The sequence below is a fragment of the Pseudomonas reinekei genome (genome assembly GCF_001945365.1).
Taxonomy (GTDB): Bacteria; Pseudomonadota; Gammaproteobacteria; order Pseudomonadales; family Pseudomonadaceae; genus Aquipseudomonas; species Aquipseudomonas reinekei.
In genome coordinates this window covers 31004-48348 of the sequence record NZ_MSTQ01000026.1, presented here as the reverse complement: position 1 = coordinate 48348, position 17345 = coordinate 31004, and the positions used below count along the sequence as shown (strand labels likewise).

Annotated in this window: 12 protein-coding genes; 9 read left to right on the top strand and 3 right to left on the bottom strand. The window is 62.5% G+C overall.

Annotation, left to right across the window (positions count from 1 at the left end):
• The first annotated feature begins 200 nt into the window (after window positions 1-200).
• The 6 genes from BVK86_RS26970 to BVK86_RS26945 all read left to right on the top strand — a co-directional run bounded on the left by BVK86_RS26970 (window position 201) and on the right by BVK86_RS26945 (window position 5828).
• A complete protein-coding gene (locus BVK86_RS26970; protein WP_075949282.1) occupies window positions 201-773 on the top strand; it encodes a histidine phosphatase family protein in 573 nt (190 codons plus the stop codon).
• Complete coding sequence (gene cobF, locus BVK86_RS26965; protein WP_075949281.1) at window positions 773-1528, top strand: precorrin-6A synthase (deacetylating); 756 nt, start codon at window positions 773-775, stop codon at window positions 1526-1528. Before BVK86_RS26970 ends, cobF begins: the two co-directional genes overlap by 1 nt.
• Window positions 1529-1628: 100 nt before the next feature.
• Complete coding sequence (locus tag BVK86_RS26960) at window positions 1629-2240, top strand: antibiotic biosynthesis monooxygenase (protein WP_075949280.1); 612 nt, start codon at window positions 1629-1631, stop codon at window positions 2238-2240.
• The gene (locus BVK86_RS26955; RefSeq protein ID WP_075949279.1) at window positions 2237-4075 is read left to right on the top strand and encodes an amidohydrolase; all 1839 of its coding nucleotides are present in this window, start codon (window positions 2237-2239) and stop codon (window positions 4073-4075) included. The genes BVK86_RS26960 and BVK86_RS26955 overlap by 4 nt, the downstream gene beginning before the upstream one ends.
• Before the next feature lie 68 nt (window positions 4076-4143).
• Window positions 4144-4770 carry an isochorismate family cysteine hydrolase YcaC gene (ycaC, locus tag BVK86_RS26950; RefSeq protein ID WP_056854554.1) on the top strand — a complete coding sequence of 209 codons (627 nt, stop codon included), beginning with the start codon at window positions 4144-4146 and terminating at the stop codon, window positions 4768-4770.
• A 173-nt stretch (window positions 4771-4943) separates the two neighbouring features.
• Window positions 4944-5828, top strand: a complete 885-nt coding sequence (locus BVK86_RS26945; RefSeq protein ID WP_075949278.1) for a LysR family transcriptional regulator — start codon at window positions 4944-4946, stop codon at window positions 5826-5828.
• Between the two features lie 129 nt (window positions 5829-5957).
• Here the strand turns inward: BVK86_RS26945 and BVK86_RS29900 are convergent, their stop codons facing one another.
• The 3 genes from BVK86_RS29900 to gspG all read right to left on the bottom strand — a co-directional run bounded on the left by BVK86_RS29900 (window position 5958) and on the right by gspG (window position 8360).
• Window positions 5958-6569 (bottom strand): hypothetical protein, encoded by a 612-nt coding sequence (locus tag BVK86_RS29900; protein ID WP_075949277.1) that lies wholly within the window; start codon window positions 6567-6569, stop codon window positions 5958-5960.
• A gap of 151 nt (window positions 6570-6720) precedes the next feature.
• Entirely contained in the window at window positions 6721-7908 is a 1188-nt protein-coding gene (locus tag BVK86_RS26935) for a type II secretion system F family protein (RefSeq protein ID WP_075949298.1), read from the bottom strand.
• 14 nt (window positions 7909-7922) lie between these two features.
• Entirely contained in the window at window positions 7923-8360 is a 438-nt protein-coding gene (gene gspG / locus BVK86_RS26930; protein ID WP_075949276.1) for a type II secretion system major pseudopilin GspG, read from the bottom strand.
• A 205-nt stretch (window positions 8361-8565) separates the two neighbouring features.
• Here gspG and BVK86_RS26925 point away from each other — a divergent pair, with 205 nt between their 5' ends.
• The 3 genes from BVK86_RS26925 to BVK86_RS26915 all read left to right on the top strand — a co-directional run bounded on the left by BVK86_RS26925 (window position 8566) and on the right by BVK86_RS26915 (window position 17333).
• Window positions 8566-9174, top strand: a complete 609-nt coding sequence (locus tag BVK86_RS26925) for a lytic transglycosylase domain-containing protein (protein ID WP_075949275.1) — start codon at window positions 8566-8568, stop codon at window positions 9172-9174.
• Between the two features lie 204 nt (window positions 9175-9378).
• Window positions 9379-15228, top strand: coding sequence for a manganese-oxidizing multicopper oxidase MnxG (mnxG, locus tag BVK86_RS26920; RefSeq protein ID WP_075949274.1), 5850 nt, complete (start codon window positions 9379-9381; stop codon window positions 15226-15228).
• 152 nt (window positions 15229-15380) lie between these two features.
• A complete protein-coding gene (locus BVK86_RS26915) occupies window positions 15381-17333 on the top strand; it encodes a YncE family protein (protein WP_075949273.1) in 1953 nt (650 codons plus the stop codon).
• The last annotated feature ends 12 nt before the right edge of the window (window positions 17334-17345 follow it).

The following is a 17345-nucleotide window of genomic DNA, read 5'->3' as shown; positions in this document are numbered from 1 at the left end:
GACTACGGGGAAGTCCATTATTCTTGTAGGTCATTGCCTAAAGTTCGGTCAGAGATGGCTGAACCTGCGCCAGAAAAAAGCCCTCGGCTGTCCGCGGCCACGGCCCAAACGAAACACCCCGACGCCCGTTCTTACGTCACAATTGTCTAGTTATGGCGCTCAGACGCCGTTCATCCCTTTCACCGACAGAGATAACCTCCGTGCAGGCGACTCGTTTAACCTTGGTGTGCCACGCACGAACCGTCGCACAAAAACTTGCGTGTTTTCCTACGGACGAGCCCGTGGAGATGGATTGGCAATCTGCGCGGGGCTCGCGCAGCAGGCAATTCAAGGGCATACCGAAGCTGTTATGCGGGCCGGAGTTGCGCACCCGCCAAACCGCCGAGTTGTTCGGCAGCACGTTTGAGGTCGTTGCAGCGTTGCGGGATTGCGATTTCGGGCGTTGGCGCGGCGCACGGATCAATGACTTGCAGACCTGCGAGCCTGAATGGCTCAAGCGCTGGATCGCCGACCCGCACTCGGCGCCCCATGATGGCGAGTCGATGGCGCAAGTCTGTGAACGAACTGCCGCGTGGCTGACCACGCTGCAAACCACGCCTGGACATGTCATCGCCGTGACTCATCCATTTGTCATTCGCGCCGCGCTGAGCCACGTCCTGCAAAGTCCGGCGTACAACCTGATCGATGTCGAGCCGTTGTCGGCCATCGACCTGCGGTTCAATGGTTGCTGGCGTTTGCGTTTGCCCGGCATTGATCGTGAAGGGGTGTCTTGATGAAAAAAATACTGGTTATCGGCATCGGTGCCGGCAATCCCGATTACATCACGCTGCAAGCGGTCAAGGCACTGAATCGGGTTGACGTGTTTTTTCTCATGGACAAGGGCCAGAGCAAAGACAAACTGATCGATCTGCGCCGCGACATTTGTGAGCGCTACATCAGCCACCACGACTACCGGTTTGTTGAAGCCGCGAGCCCGGAACGTGAGCGTGGCGATGTCGACTACACTTCAAGCGTCGATGATTTGAACCTTGCCAAGCAGCGGACTTTCGAGCGCTTGATCAATGAGCAATTGGCTGACGGCCAGTGTGGCGGGTTCCTGGTATGGGGCGATCCGGCGCTGTACGACAGCACGCTGCGAATCCTGCAGGCCATTCTCGCGTCAGGCGCCTGCACGTTCGAGTTCGAGGTGATTCCCGGCATCACCAGCGTCCAGGCGCTGGCGGCCCGGCACAAGGTGACGCTCAATCAGATCGGCCGCTCGGTGGAAATCACCACCGGCCGGCGATTGGCCGCCGGTCAGGTGAGCGATGCCGACAGTCTGGTGGTCATGCTGGATGCGCAGGATGCCTATCAGCAGGTGGCAGATCAGGAAACGCAGATTTACTGGGGAGCCTACCTTGGGACGCCCGATGAGATCCTGATCAGCGGCAAGCTCAAGGACGTGGCGGATGAGATCGAACGGGTGCGCAAGAACGCCAGGATGGCCAATGGCTGGATCATGGACACCTATTTATTGCGCAAGCCCTAGCGGCACGCTCTGCAAAAAGAGCACGTACATCCAATTTTTTCGCCCCCGCCACCGGCACCATTGACGCGTTATCCAACTTGTTTAGCCGGAGACTTTCGTCATGTCGCAAATTCAGTCCCGGAGCACGCAAGTACCCGGGTTCGACGAAGTGGTCACGTTGGTCGTCAAGCATCGGGTCAAGCCCGGATTTGAAGCGCCCTATGAGGCCTGGCTGCGCAATATCGTCAAGGTGGCGGGGCAGAGCGTGGGGCATTTGGGGGTGGATGTGGTGCGCGGCAAGCACGCAGGCCTCGACACATACACCTGCGTGCTGCGTTTTTGCTCCACGGAGTCGATGCAGCGCTGGCTCGATTCGCCGCAACGCCAGGCGCTGATCGACGAAGCCGCGCCGATGCTCGCTGATGGCGATCAGACCGAGGTCAACCCGGTCAACGAATTCTGGTTTACGCCGCAGAGCGAAAACGAAGCGCCTGCGCCACGCTGGAAGCAGGCGGTGGTCACGCTGTTGGTGATCCTGCCGCACACATTGCTGGTGCCGCTGATCTGGGGGCCGCTGCTGCAACTCAACACGTTCCTTGCCAATTACGTGGTTGCCACGTTCCTGATCACCCTGACCATCGTGCTGTCGGTGGTGTACGTCTTCATGCCCATGGCGACGCGTCTGTTCGCGCCGTGGCTGTCCGCCTCCCACTTGCCAAAGGAAACGCGATGAACGCCGATCTGATTTTGTTCAATGGTCAATTTCATACCGTCGATCGTGAGAACCCGTTCGCCAGCGCGGTTGCCATCCGTGAAGGGCGTTTCGTCGCAGTCGGCAGCGATGCCGAGGCCATGGCACTGCGCGGATCGGGCACGCAAGTGATCGATCTCAAGGGCCGCTGCGTGATTCCCGGCCTCAACGACTCGCACCTGCACCTGATCCGTGGCGGCTTGAACTACAACCTCGAATTGCGCTGGGAAGGCGTGCCTTCGCTGGCCGATGCCTTGCGCATGCTCAAGGAGCAAGCCGATCGCACCCCGACTCCGCAGTGGGTGCGGGTGGTGGGTGGCTGGAACGAGTTCCAGTTTGCCGAAAAACGCATGCCAACCCTTGAAGAGCTCAACCAGGCCGCGCCGGACACGCCGGTGTTCGTCCTGCATTTGTACGACCGTGCCTTGCTCAACCGGGCTGCGCTGCGGGTAGCCGGGTACACCCGCGACACGCCGAACCCGCCCGGCGGCGAAATTGTTCGCGACGCCAATGGCAACCCCACCGGCATGCTGGTGGCGCGGCCCAACGCGATGATTCTCTACTCGACCCTGGCCAAGGGACCGAAGTTGCCGCTGGAGTATCAGGTCAACTCCACGCGTCAGTTCATGCGCGAGCTCAATCGTCTGGGCCTGACCAGTGCCATCGATGCCGGCGGTGGTTTCCAGAATTACCCCGATGATTATCAGGTCATCGAACAGTTGGCCAAGGATGAGCAACTGACCGTGCGCATCGCCTACAACCTGTTCACCCAGAAACCCAAGGAGGAGCTGACCGACTTCACCAACTGGACCAGCAGCGTCAAGCTGCATCAGGGCGACGACTACCTGCGCCACAACGGCGCCGGGGAAATGCTGGTGTTTTCGGCGGCGGATTTCGAAGATTTCCTCGAACCCCGCCCGGACCTGCCGCAAAGCATGGAAGACGAACTGGAGCCGGTGGTGCGCCACCTCGTCGAACAACGCTGGCCGTTCCGTTTGCACGCCACGTACAACGAATCCATCAGCCGCATGCTCGATGTGTTCGAGAAGGTCAACCGCGACATTCCGTTCAATGGCCTGCCCTGGTTCTTCGATCACGCCGAAACCATCACCCCGCAGAATATCGAGCGGGTGAGGGCGCTGGGTGGCGGCATTGCGATTCAGGATCGCATGGCGTTCCAGGGTGAATATTTTGTCGAGCGTTACGGTGCCAAAGCTGCTGAAGCGACGCCGCCGATCAAGCGCATGCTCGCCGAAGGGGTGCCGGTCGGCGCCGGCACCGACGCGACACGGGTGTCGAGCTACAACCCGTGGACCTCGCTGTACTGGATGGTCAGCGGGCGCACCGTCGGCGGTCTGGAGTTGCATGCCGAAGGCTTGTCACGCCTGACCGCGCTGGAGCTGTTCACCCACGGCAGCGCCTGGTTTTCTTCCGAGCAGGGCAAGAAGGGGCAGATCAAGGTTGGGCAACTGGCGGACGTCGCGGCATTGAGCGCGGACTTTTTCAGCGTCGAAGAAGAGGCGATCAAGTGGATCGAATCCGTGCTGACCGTGGTGGGCGGCAAGGTGGTTTACGCCGCCGGTGATTTCGAAAAACTCGGGCCGGCCAGTGTGCCGGTGCTGCCGGATTGGTCGCCGGTGGTGAAAGTGCCCGGGCATTGGCGGCCGAATTCGCCGTTGCAGGCGCAGGTTCACCAGTGCAGTGGACCCTGCACGGTGCACGCCCACAGCCATGATCGGGCGCGCCTGTCGAATGCGCCGGTCAGTGACTTCGCCGGTTTCTGGGGCGCCTTCGGCTGCTCGTGTTTTGCCTTCTGACAGATAAAAAAGCGCCGGTCGTGCGGACCGGTGCTGCAAGCGACATCCATCCACCAAGGAGTTTTTTCATGAGCAACGTTCCCTACAAACGCCTGAACAAAGACGACGCCGTTGTGCTGTTGGTCGATCACCAGACGGGCCTGATTTCGCTGGTGCAGGATTTCTCACCCAACGAATTCAAGAACAACGTGCTGGCGTTGGGCGATATCGCCAAGTTCTTCAACCTGCCGACCATTCTCACCACCAGTTTCGACAGCGGCCCGAACGGCCCGATCGTGCCGGAACTCAAGGCGCAGTTCCCGGACGCGCCATTCATCGCGCGCCCTGGCCAGATCAACGCCTGGGACAATGAAGATTTCGTCAAGGCAGTGAAGGCCACCGGCCGCAAGCAACTGATCATCGCCGGTGTGGTCACTGATGTGTGCGTGGCGTTCCCGACCCTGTCGGCACTGGCTGAAGGCTTTGACGTGTTCGTGGTGACCGACGCTTCCGGCACCTTCAACACCACCGTGCAACAAGCGGCGTGGGCGCGGATGTCGGCGGCCGGTGCACAGCTGCTGAACTGGTTCTCCGTGGCTTGCGAGCTGCAAGGTGACTGGCGCAACGACATGGAAGGCCTGGCCAACCTGCTGTCCGAACGCATCCCGAACTACCGTAACCTGATCAACAGCTACACCACGTTTACCGCGAAGTAATCTTCAAACGCAAAACCTGAGGGCGTGAGCTTACTCGCGATGGCGTTGGATCAGTCAGTACACGTGCTGAATGTGAAACGGCGATCGCGAGCAAGCTCGCACACATAAAAACCGTCGGCTGCTCGGACGTGCTCCTTGGTATAAAGTGCTGGACCGTCAACCAAGGCGTGACAATGAACCCGTTCGAAGACATGCGTATTTTTTGCCAGGTGATGGACTCTGGCAGTTTCACGGCTGCGGCTGATCAGCTGGGGCTGTCCAAACAATTCGTCAGCCGCCGCCTGATGCAACTCGAAGAGCGCCTCGGCGTGCGCCTGCTTAATCGCTCGACCCGGCGGCTGGACGTCACGCCCCTTGGCCAGAGTTACTACGAATCCGCCCTGCGCCTGCTCGCTGAAGTCGAGCAAGTGGAGCAGGGCATCGCCGGGCAGACCACCGAGCCGCGCGGCACTCTGCGCGTCAGCGCGCCGCTGTCGTTTGCACTGGCGCATCTGGGCTGTCTGCTGCCGGTGTTTTTGCAGCGTTATCGGGATGTCACGGTGGAAGTGGATTTGAGCGATCGCCCGGTGGACCTGCTCGGTGAAGGCTACGATCTGGCCTTGCGCATCGGCACGCTGGAAGACTCGACGCTGATTGCCCGACGCATCGCCTCGATCGAGCGCGTGTATTGCGCCAGTCCAGCCTATTTGGCCGAGCGCGGCACCCCGGTAAAACCTGAAGATTTACTCAAGCATGACTGCCTGCCTTACGGCCACGGTCGTCAGGTGCAGTGGCGGTTCACGGGGCAGGGCAAGCCACTGGCCGTCAACGTCACCGGGCGGATGCGGGTCAATAACGGGGAGTTGCTCAGCGACGCGGCGATTGCCGGGATGGGGATTACCTATTTGCCGACGTTTATCGTGGGGGCGGCGTTGAAGGATGGACGGCTGGTGCCAGTGCTGGAAGCGTTTCAGCCGGAACCGCTGACGTTGTCGGCGGTTTACCCGCAGCATCGCCAGTCTTCGCGGCCGGTGCAGGCGTTGATCGAATTTTTGCGCGAGCGGCTGGATCGGGTTTAGGTGAACAGGGCAAGTCCATACAATCAACGGAAGGATCTAGCTTGCTCGCGATAGCGGTGGGGCCGGCACAGATTGTGTATATGCTGACGCCATCGCGAGCAGGCACGCTCCTACAGGGGGGAATGCGCGTCAGTTAACGCGTTTGTCATCACCCGGTTCTCCCGAAGCATGCAGGCCTCGATCATCGCCGACTTCGCCTGAGCGATGAACGCCATTGTCGTCACCCGAGCGATGTACGCCGTTGTCGTCACCGGAGCGATGTACCCCGTTGTCGTCGCCCGAACGATGGACGCCGTGATCGTCACCCGGTTCGGAATGGTTGCTGCTGCGTCCAGAGTTGGAGGCGGTGCTGCCGGCGTGTGACGATCCGTGGTCGCCGCTGCTGTGTCCGCTGCCGGCGCTGTTGCCGCCGTGACCGCTTCCACCGCCATTGCCACTGCCGCCGTGACCGCCGCCACCATTACCACCATGCCCGCCGCCATTACCTCCGCCGTTACCGCCACCACCGCCGCCACCATGGCCGCCGCCGTTACCGCCACCTCCGCCACCATGGCCGCCACCGCCACCGCCACCGCCGCTACCACCACCACCGCCGCCGCCGCCGTGACCACCGCCGCCGCCACTACCACCGTCTCTCGCCTGGGCAGTTGAAACCCCGGACAGGCTGTCCGGGATCAGTACGGTAGACGCCGACAAAACCGCGCCAATAGCTACTGCAAGTAAAAGCTTGTTGATGTGCATGTCGTTCTCCGTCTTCTTGTTCAGATTGGAACGTGGATGAACATTGCAACGTGCTGCCATATTCAGAAGGCGAACACGCCACGGCGGCGATTTATTCAGTCAGTCCGTCGGCAAACGCCGCAAGAGGTCGCCGGACCCCGTTCCAGAGGGCTTAATGAATGCTGGAGGCCAGTTCGAAAATCGGGATGTACATCAGAATCACGATCACCCCGATCAACAAACCGATGAACGTCATGAGCAGCGGTTCGAACAGCCGTACGAACCATTCGATCCAGCGACTGATTTCTTCGTCGTAGAAGTCGGCGCTGCGCTCCATCATCTGTCCGAGGTTGCCGGACTGTTCGCCGGCGCGCAGCAGACGCAGGGATACCGGGGTCACCAGGTGATTGAGTTCCAGCGCCGCCGACAATGATTGGCCTTCGCGCACCCGCTCGCACGCCTGGTCCAGACGCGATCGCGAGGCGACGGTGAGCAGGTTGCGCACCATGCCCATGGCGGTGACGAGGGGAATGCCGCCCTGCAGCAGAATCCCCAGTGAGCGGTAGAAACGCGCCAGCTCATACATGAAGATGCGCTGGTGCACCGCCGGGAGTTTTTCGATCAGGCGATCCAGGCCACGGCGAAACGACGGCTGGCGCTGGAGCAGGGCAATCGCAACGATGAAGGCCATGAACGCACCGAAGAATTCGCCCTGGTGCGCGTGCAGGAACATGCCGCTGGTCATGAGGATCTGCGACAACCACGGCAGGTTCGACCCCAGCCCTTCGAACACCAGGCTGAAGCGCGGCACCACATACCCCATCAGGAACAACACCACGCCACCGCCCACCACCAACAACAGCATCGGGTAGATCGAGGCGCTGATGATCTTCTGGCGAACCTCGTCCATGCGTTGGCGATAGCTGACATAGCGGCCCAATGCTTCACCCACCGCGCCGGTTTTCTCGCTGGACTGCACCAGCGCCACATACAGCGCAGGGAACACCGACGACAACTGGCCCAAAGCCTGGGAGAACGATTTGCCCTCATACAACAGGCGCACCAATTCGCTCAGGGTTTTACGGGCCTGCGGCGCCGATTCTTTTTCCGCCAGGCTTTCCAGCGCGTCGATCAGCGGCAGGCCGGCATTGAGCAGCGTGGTCAGTTCCTGGCTGAACAACACCAGGTTGAAGGTTTCACGCTGCTTGAGGCGCAATGCCCGCCAGTGTCGCTCGGCGTGCAGGCTGACTACCCGCAGGCCCTGGTCTTCGGCGATGCGCCGGGCTTCGCTATGCCCGGGGGCTTCAACGGTCATTGAAACCACACCGGCCTTGCCAACCGCTTTGAGGTGAAAACGCATGGTCGCCATGTCCGTCATTGCCAACTGGTGACTTCGGCGTTTTCGCCTTCGCCGCCTGGCTGGCCATCCTTGCCCATCGACAACAGGTCGTACTCGCCGTTTTCGCCGGGATAGCGGTACGCGTAGTTACGGCCCCACGGGTCTTGCGGCAACTTCTTCTGCAGGTACGGGCCGGTCCAGCGGGTTTCGTCGCTGGGGGCGGTGACCAGTGCCTGCAAGCCCTGTTCGGTCGACGGGTAATGGCCGACCTCCAGGCGATAGAGATCGAGGGCTTTGGCCAGGCCTTCTATTTGCGCCTTGGCGACTTTCACTTCGGAACGTCCCAATTGAGCGAAATATTTCGGCGCGACGATGCCGGCCAACAGCCCGAGCACCACCAGCACCACCAACAGTTCAAGCAAGGTGAACCCGCGTTGAATACGCGGGGACCAGACACGCGAACGCTGTTTCATGATGACCTCACACAGTCGGCAGAAGGGTCGCAACAAGGGCTTATGCAATTGCCATGCAAGGGTCTGCATTAGGACTGGCTTGCTTCTGTAACCCCCGTAATACGGCCTCTCGCGCTTTCGGCACAGTGCTTGCGTATGGCTGATAAACGACCGGCCATTGGGGCATTACCCCCATTTTTCGGGGCCGGGCAGGGGAGACACAGCAATGAAGACTCTCACCACAGCAATGCTCGGTTTGATGCTGCTGGCCGGCGCAGTTCAGGCTGATGTATTCGTCTCCGTGGACGCCAAGGGCAACTTTGTCCTGTCCAACGTCCACCGCCCCGGTCGCCAATACGAGCGGGTGATTCGCGAGGCCGAGGCAGCGGTCGTCAGCCTCGACCAGCAACCGCAAATGATCGCCGCACGGCCCTATGCCGAACTGGTGGCGGCGGCGGCCACGGACAACCAACTGCCGGCGGCGCTGTTGCACGCGGTGATCCAGGCCGAGTCGAGTTACAACGCCAGCGCCTTATCGCCCAAGGGCGCCGGCGGGCTGATGCAGTTGATGCCCGACACGGCCCGCGAAATGGGGGTCAAGGACGTCTACGACCCCAAGGCCAACATCCAGGGCGGCGCCCGCTACCTCAAACGCCTGATGACCCTGTTCGACAACGATATCGCCCTCGCCGTGGCGGCCTACAACGCCGGACCGCAAGCGGTGCTCAGCCGTGGCGGAGTGATCCCGCCGTTTGCCGAAACCCAGCGTTACGTGCCCAGCGTCTTGCGCCAGTACCGGCGGTTGCAGGGGCTGGCAGCGGATGCCCCGTTGTGATCAAGGCCACCGCAAGGGTTCCCCGACATTGGGGCATGCAGGCCCCGGCGAAAAAGTGGGGAATAAGTGGGGGATTTCCCCCGACGTGTGAAGTGATATACGCAAACGATTGAAAAACAAACAAATTTTTTATGGCATGCAGATTGCTCAATGGGAATTGTCGAGAAATATTCCCTGTGAGCACCCACAGTGAGGCCCGTGATCATGACTGGCATTTACCACGCTCCACAAATCCTGCCCTGGTTGCTTCTGGTCGCTTCGATGCTCGGTATCGAAATCGCCGAAGCCGCTGTGCGCTGTGAACGCAACCTGGTGGCCAACGTCGTGGCGCTGGACCAGCCGCTGATGTTCAACCGCCTCGGTGCGCAGAACGTCAACGGCATGATGTTCGCCCTGCGCCGAGATGTAGTCGATGAGCGCCAGGTGTCCCTGGAGCAGGGAGGCGCGGCAGTGCCGGGCAAAGTGTCGTTGCGGCCTGACAAGCGTCCACGTCCGCTGACCTTGCGGGTGGCTGCCGGTGACTGCCTGACCGTCAACCTGCAAAACCTGCTGGCCTACCAGGCCAACCCCGGTTCCCACAGCAACGGTGGCGAAGAGGAGCAGGGTGAAGAGGAGGAAGGCATCGAAATCGGTGGTGGCCAGCAGCCGTTCAAGGCCGATGAGCAAGTGGCTGACCGCCACGTCGGCTTCCAGGTCAACGGCATGCAAGCGGTCAACAGCATCGATGACATTTCGTCCTACACCGGCCGCAACGCCAACAGCCTGGTCGCGCCCGGCGCCAGCCGTTCGTACACCCTGTACGCTGAGCGCGAAGGTGCGTTCACGGTCAGCAGCCGTGGCGCGACCTTCGGTGGCGAGGGCGCGGCCGGCAACAACGCCAACGGTTTGTTCGGCCAGGTGGCGGTGATGCCCAAGGGCGGTCGCAGCTACCGCAACACCCTCACCGAAGAAGAGATGCGCCTGGCCAGTACCGGGCGCACGCCGGCCGGTCAACCGATCGTCGATTACCAGGCGCGCTACCCGCAGCGCGAGCCGTGGATCCGCGAAGGCAAGGCTGGCAAGCCGATCATCAACATGGTCGACGGCAATGAAATCGTCTCCAGCGAAGCCGATGCCATCGTCATGGGCAGCAACGCCGACGGCAGTTTCCCGGCTTCGACCTACCCACTGGAAACACTCGGCAAACGCAACCCGGCCTTGCCCAACCGGCTGGAACCGTTCCGCGATTTCTCCGCGCAGTTCCAGGATGAAACCGCCGTGACCCAAGCGTTCCCCGCTTACTTTGCAGACCCGGTGATGGCCCACGTGCTGGAGCCGACCCGCGACTCGTTCATGATCAACTATGGCGCCGGTGGCATGGGCGCCGAGGTGCTCGCCAACCGCCTGGGCGTGGGGCCGATGCACGACTGCCTGTCCTGCGCCTATGAAGAGTTCTTCCTCAGTGCCCACACCGTCGGCGACGTCGCGATGCTGGTGGACGTACCGGCCAACGCCGGGCTGGAAGGCATCACCCCCGGCCAGACGCCGAACGCCGACCAGGTCGGGATCAAGGCGACCACGGCGCTGTATCCGTCGGAGCCTTCGAACGTCGCCCACAGCTACATCGGTGACTTCGTCAAATTCCGCAACACGCACAATGGCTACGAGCACCACATCTTCCACTTGCACGGCCATCAGTGGCTGTTCAACCCCAACGACGACAACTCCGACTACGTGGATGCCCAAGGCATCGGGCCGGGCGCCGGCTACACCTATGAAATCGCCAACGGCGGTTCGGGTAACCGTAACCGGGTGGCAGGCGACGCGATTTATCACTGCCACTTCTACCCGCACTTCGCCCAGGGCATGTGGGCCATGTGGCGCGTGCATGATGTGTTTGAAGAAGGCACCAAGCTCGAAGTGTCGCAACAGGGCGCCGATGGTTTCCACAGCGAGCCGTATGCCCTGCGCAGCGGCAAACCGGCGGTGGATGCACGGGCCTTGCCCGATGGTGAAATTGTCGCCGGCACGCCAATCCCGGCAGTGGTCCCGCTGCCAGGCAAAGCCATGCCGCCCATGCCCGGCAAAGTCGCGGTCGTGCCGAAAATCGGCGAAACCCTGGTGGCTGCCAACGATGACGATGATGAGGAAGAAGGCGACGACGACGGCGAGCATCATGGCGGCGCTGTGACCGGAGCCATTGGTTCGCTGGCGCTGGTTGATCGTAGCGAAGCCAACCGCAACGCCGATGGCACCCTGAAAAACCCTGGCTATCCATTCTGGATCGGCGGCATGGAAAGTTCGGTCGGCCAGCGCCCACCTACGCCACCGCTGGACATGCTCGATGCCGCCACCGCGCAAGCCCTGAAAGCCAGTGGCAAAGCGCTGTGGGCCAACCTCGACCCCAATCAGTCCGGTGGCTGGGACGGTGGCTTGCCGCGCCATGCCCTGGGCGGTGTGTCCGAGGGTGGCGAGGCTGAAACGGTCACCACGTCGCTGGATTTCTCCAAGTCAGTGACCCGGGCCAAGCCGATTTACCTGCCCGAAGAGGGCACTGAAGTCGAACAGGCGGCCATGGCTTTCCACGCGAAGAAAGACCACCCAAGCTTCGCCCTGTTGCCCGGCAACCAGATCGTGGCGCGCAACTTCCGCACCAACGGCGCCTTGCCGGTGGCCGGTGCGCCATACTACGAACCCTGCATGGATGATCGGCAAAAACGCCTGACCAGCAGCGCCGGCACCGGTGAATTCGCCAGTGGCGAGCGTCTGGACGGCATGTCGTACATTGGCGCCTCGACCTTCACCGCCGACCGTCCACGGGTCTACAAAGCGGCGAATATCCAGTTCGACGCGGTGTACAACAAGGTCGGCTATCACTTCCCGCAGGCGCGCATCCTGGCGCTGTGGGAAGACGCCTGGCCGGTGATCACCAAGCAGCGTCCGCCAGAGCCTCTGGTGATGCGCATGAACACCTTCGATTGCGTGCAGTACCAGCAAACCAACCTGGTGCCGGCCACCTATGAGATGGACGACTATCAAGTGCGTACGCCGACCGACGTGATCGGTCAGCATATTCACCTGCCGAAGTGGGATCTGGTGTCCGCCGATGGTTCGTCCAACGGCTGGAACTACGAAGACGGCGTCCTTTCCCCGGGTGCGGTGCAAGAACGCATCCACGCCATTCGTGAGTTCAACCAGTGCGAAGGTACCGACCCGCGCGATGGCACACCGGCCTGCCCGAAAGCCAAGAATCACCCGTTCTTCGGTCAATATGGCCGGGCCGACTGGGTGGGGGCGCGTACGGCGATGCAGCGCTGGTTCGTCGATCCGGTGGTGAACACCTATGGCGTCGACCGCGGGCTGGGCACCATCTTCACCCACGACCACCTCGGCCCATCGACGCACCAACAGATTGGCCTGTACGCCACTGTTCTGGCTGAACCGGCCGGTTCCACCTGGTTCCATGCCGAAACCGGCGAGCCGCTGTACAACGGCGCGCGGCAGGACGGCGGACCGACCTCGTGGCAAGCGGTGATTTCTACCGGTGACCTGGATGGCGACGGCAAGAACGACAGCTTCCGCGAGTTCTTCCTCGAATACAGCGACTTCCAGCACGCCTATGAAGCCGGTGTGTACGTGGGCGCTGGCCCCGACGGCGTGCCGAACTCGCAGGCGTTCCCGGCCACGGCCGACAGTTTCCGCTACGCCATCAACCCGCCGGTACGCGACAACACCAGCGAGTTGCTCGAAGCGGTGGTCGAGCTGCGCGGCGGTGTGAAGCCGGGCTGCCCAAGCCGGCCATGCCCGCAAGCGATCTCGGTGGATGACCCTGGCATGTTCGTCGTCAACTATCGCAACGAACCGCTGGCCCTGCGGGTGTACGACCCGAACAAGGTCGGCCCGGACGGCAAGCGCGGCATGCAGGCAGATGGCCTGGGCGGCGACTTGGCGTATGCCATGCAAAGCCGCACCGACCGTGCGATCCCGGCGATGAACCTGGCGCCGAACCTGATCACCGCGGCCACCGGCCCAACCGGCGGCACCACGCTGTTCCCGCCGCACATCAACAAGGGCGGCGCCGAACCGGGCGATCCGTTCACGCCGATGCTGCGCACCTACACCGGTGACAACGTAAGGCTGCGGGTGCATGCCGGCGGCCACGAAGAGGAGCACAACGTCACCCTGCACGGCGTGAAGTGGCTGCAAAGCGGTTCCGGCTTCGGCAACAGCTCCAACTCCGGCTGGCGCGCGTCGCAGATGGTCGGTATCTCCGAGCAGATGGGCTTCAATGCGCCGGTGTCGATGATCTCCAGCGCGGCGGCGGCCACCGGTGACTACCTGTACACCATGGACGCGTCCATCGAAGGTTACTGGAACGGCATCTGGGGTGTGATGCGCAACTACACCGCGCAACGCAGCGACCTGTTTGCCGTGCCGAGCAATCCGAAACCGACCGGCATGCGCAACACCGTGGCGTTCGACGGCATCTGCCCACGCTATGGCGCCAACCCGAACGGCATCGGCACCCGGCCAACCGTGCAACGCAACTATGAAGTGGTCGCGGCCCTGGCCAACGACATCCTCGGCAATCCGCTGGGCCTGTCCATCGCTGACCCGGCGGGCATCGGCCAACATGTCGGCGGGCCGTTGAAACCGGCGGGCGGTACCCTGGTGCTGAACTCGCGGCCGATGAGCATCCCGCAGGTCACGGTGACCGACCCTGAAGATGGCGAGACCTTCACCATCGGCGGGCAAAGCGGCCCACTGCACGACCCCACCGCCATCCTGTATGTGCGCAAGGGCGACCTCGATCCGGTCACTGGCAAGCTGAAACCCGGTGTGCCTGTCGAACCGCTGATCCTGCGTGCAGCGGCGGGTGACTGCATCAACATCACCCTGGAAAACCGTCTGCCGAGCGTCATGCCGGACCTGGCCCAGACCGCGATCATGCAAGGCCTGGCCAAGCGTGACCGCAACGACGGGATGGGCTCGACCACCTTCAACAACAACCTGTTGCGGCCCTCGAGCCACGTCGGTCTGCACGCGCAACTGCTGGCCTATGACATCACCAAGTCGGACGGTGTCAACGTCGGCGCCAACCCGACCCAGACCGTGCCACCGCGCGTCGGCACCACCGGCGCGTACCCGACCCGTACCTACCAGTACTACGCCGGGCACCTGGAGCGTGAAGGCAAACCGATTACTCAACTGGGGCGCAACGTCGACAACATCAACGCCACGGCGGTGGAGTTCGGCGGCTTGAACTTCACCTCGGCGGACGTGATCAAGCAACCGCAAAAAGGCCTGGGCGGTGCGATGAGTGTCCTGCCGATCGGATCCACCTGGGTTGAAGATGCCAAGCGCGCTTCGGTCACGGTGACCGCGTCGGGCCAGGCCACTTACCGCGATTTCGCGATGGTCTGGCAGCGCGCCTTGAATACGCGCTGGGCCAATGGCCGGCCTGTGGAAGGCATTGCCTCGGAAGGCAACGGTGTACCGAACGATCCGAAGGACAACGCCAGCATGGCCATCAACTACAAGATCGAACCGATGTGGTTCCGCTTCGGCCTGGCCCCGGATGCGCCGTTCGGTCACGCCGGCAGCCCTGGCACCTACGGCAACGTGCCGAACGCGCACATGGCCTACAGCAACGCCCTGGTGGGCAGCGACCCGCAAACCCCGGTGTTCTACGTCAAACCGGGGCAACCGTTCCGTACGCACATCCTGATGCCGTCCGGTGGCAGTCGAGGCTCGACTTTCCAGCTCGACGGTCACGTCTGGTCGGTCAACCCGTTCCAGTCGGAGAAGAGCGATCTGGGTGGTTACCCGATGGGCAGTCCAGGTGTGGGCTCTGTGAAGTTCGGGCTCAACCCGATGTCGATGTACATCGGCGCCCGGGAAAGCGTGTTGCCGGCGGCGCACTTCAGCTTCATGCACCCGAGCGCCGGGGGCAGCAATGCGATAGCGGGGGACTACCTGTACCGCGACAACGCTTCCTTCGGTAATACCGCCGGGCTGTGGGGGCTGTTGCGAGTGACCAACGAGCCGGAACCGGCGCCGGCGCCTGCGCCGTAGGGCAGAGAAGACGCGCAATACCTGTGGGGGCGGGCTGCCCGCGATGGCTGAGTGTCAGGCACTTCATTACGGGATGAGCCGGCCTCATCGCGGGCAAGCCCGCTCCCTCAGGAGAGCGGTGAGGCAGACAAGGATCTGAAGGGGAGTTTGTTATGAACAGGACCATCACTTTCGCCACTTGTGCCCTCGTTGTCGCAGGGGCGCTGATCTGGCTCGGAGTATCGCGTACGACACCGCCAACCCTGCTCAGCGAAGTGGCGCTGCCCGACACCTGGACCGGCCAGACACTTGAACGGGACGGCGTATCGGTGGCCATGCAGGTACGGCCACTGGCCGACGATGGCGTACTGCGCGAAGGTGAGTTCGCTGACGTGCAATTCCGGGTCACCGACAAGGCCTCCGGCCAACCGCTGTCGGGCGTCGCGCCCGGCGCCTGGCTGGACCCGGAAACGGTGGCCGCCGACCTCGCCCAGGGGCGTGACAAGAGCTGCAAATCCCGGGTCGGGGTGTTCCTCAAGTCGAGCATCGGTGCACGGCCGTTACTCGATCTCAATAGCTACTTTTTGCTGGTGATGAACCGTGATGCGAGTATTTCGGTGGTGGACCCGTCGGTGTCGGTGGGCGGCATCACCAGCACCATGGCGCGCATCGACATCAAGCAAGCGCCGATGGATTGGGTGACCCCGCGCGATAACAAACGCGTGTTCGTCTCGATGCCGGGCGCGGGTGAAGTGGCGGTGATCGACAGCGAACAATTCAAGGTGATCGACTCGATCACTGCCGGCAACAACCCGGTGCGCGTGGTGCTGCAACCGGACGAACGCCTGCTGTGGGTGGGCAACAACGCCGGGGACGCCGGGCAATCCGGGGTCACGGTGATCGATACCCGCAGCCTCAAGACCCTCAAGCATTTGCCCACCGGGGGCGGCCATCACGAGATCGCCTTCAGCAAGGACAGCCGTTTTGCCTTCGTCACCAACCGCGACGACGGCACCCTGAGCATCATCGATATCGCCAGCCTGACCATCAGCAAACAGCTCAAGACCGGTTCGCACCCGTTGTCGGTGGCGTACTCGCCGCTGTCCGGTGCGGCCTATGTGGCCGATGGCAAGGACGGCACGGTGACCGTGGTCGACGCCTCGAGCCAGGCGGTGCGCCGGGTGATCAAGGTGAAGCAGGGGCTCGGCCCGATGGGGTTCGGCGCCGATGGCCGGTTCGGCATTGTGCTCAACACCCTGGAGAACCAGGCCTCGGTGATCGACGCGGCCAACGATTCGCTGATCCATGAACTGGAAGTGGCTGCCGAACCCTATCAAGTGGTGTTCACCAAGGCTTATGCCTACATCCGCGGCCTGGCCTCGCCCAAGGTGACGATGATCAACATGGCCTCCCTGGGCGAAGGCCGCAAGCCGATCACCCAGGGCTTCGAAGCCGGGCCGAAGCCGCCACGGCTGGCCGGTGACTTGCCGCTGGCGTCGAGCCTGGCGGTGTCGCGCGACGACAACGCGGTGTTTGTGGTCAACCCGACCGACAACACCACGTACTTCTACGCCGAAGGCATGAACGCGCCGATGTCCGGCTACCCCAATCGCGGGCAAGTGGCGCGGGCGGCGATGGTGATCGACCGCAGCCTGCGCGAAGTCGAGCCGGGACTGTACAGCTCGAGGATCCAGTTGCCGTCGGCAGGGCGCTTCGACGTGGCGTTCCTGCTCAATCAGCCGAACATCATCCACTGCTTCAACACCGTGGTGCAGGCCAACCCGGCGATCGCTCAGCCACTGGGCGCCGCGAAAGTGGAGTTCCTGCTCGACAAAACCACCGCCGCCCTGGGCAGTCCGTACGTGGTGCGTTTCCGCATCGTGCAGGGCAAGCAGAAAGCCGAGCGCAGCGGGGTCAAGGACGTTCAGGTGCGTTACTTCCTGGCACCGTCCTCCCGGCCTCAGACCGTTGCAGCACTGGACGTTGGCAACGGCGTGTATGAAGCCCCGGTGACTCTCGACCAGAAAGGCGCCTGGTACCTGCACGTGCGTGCGGCGTCCCTGGGCGCGGAATTCGGCGACCAGACTTTTGCCAGCGTGCGGGTGCTGCCCGACGCCGCTCATTGAAGAGGATATCGA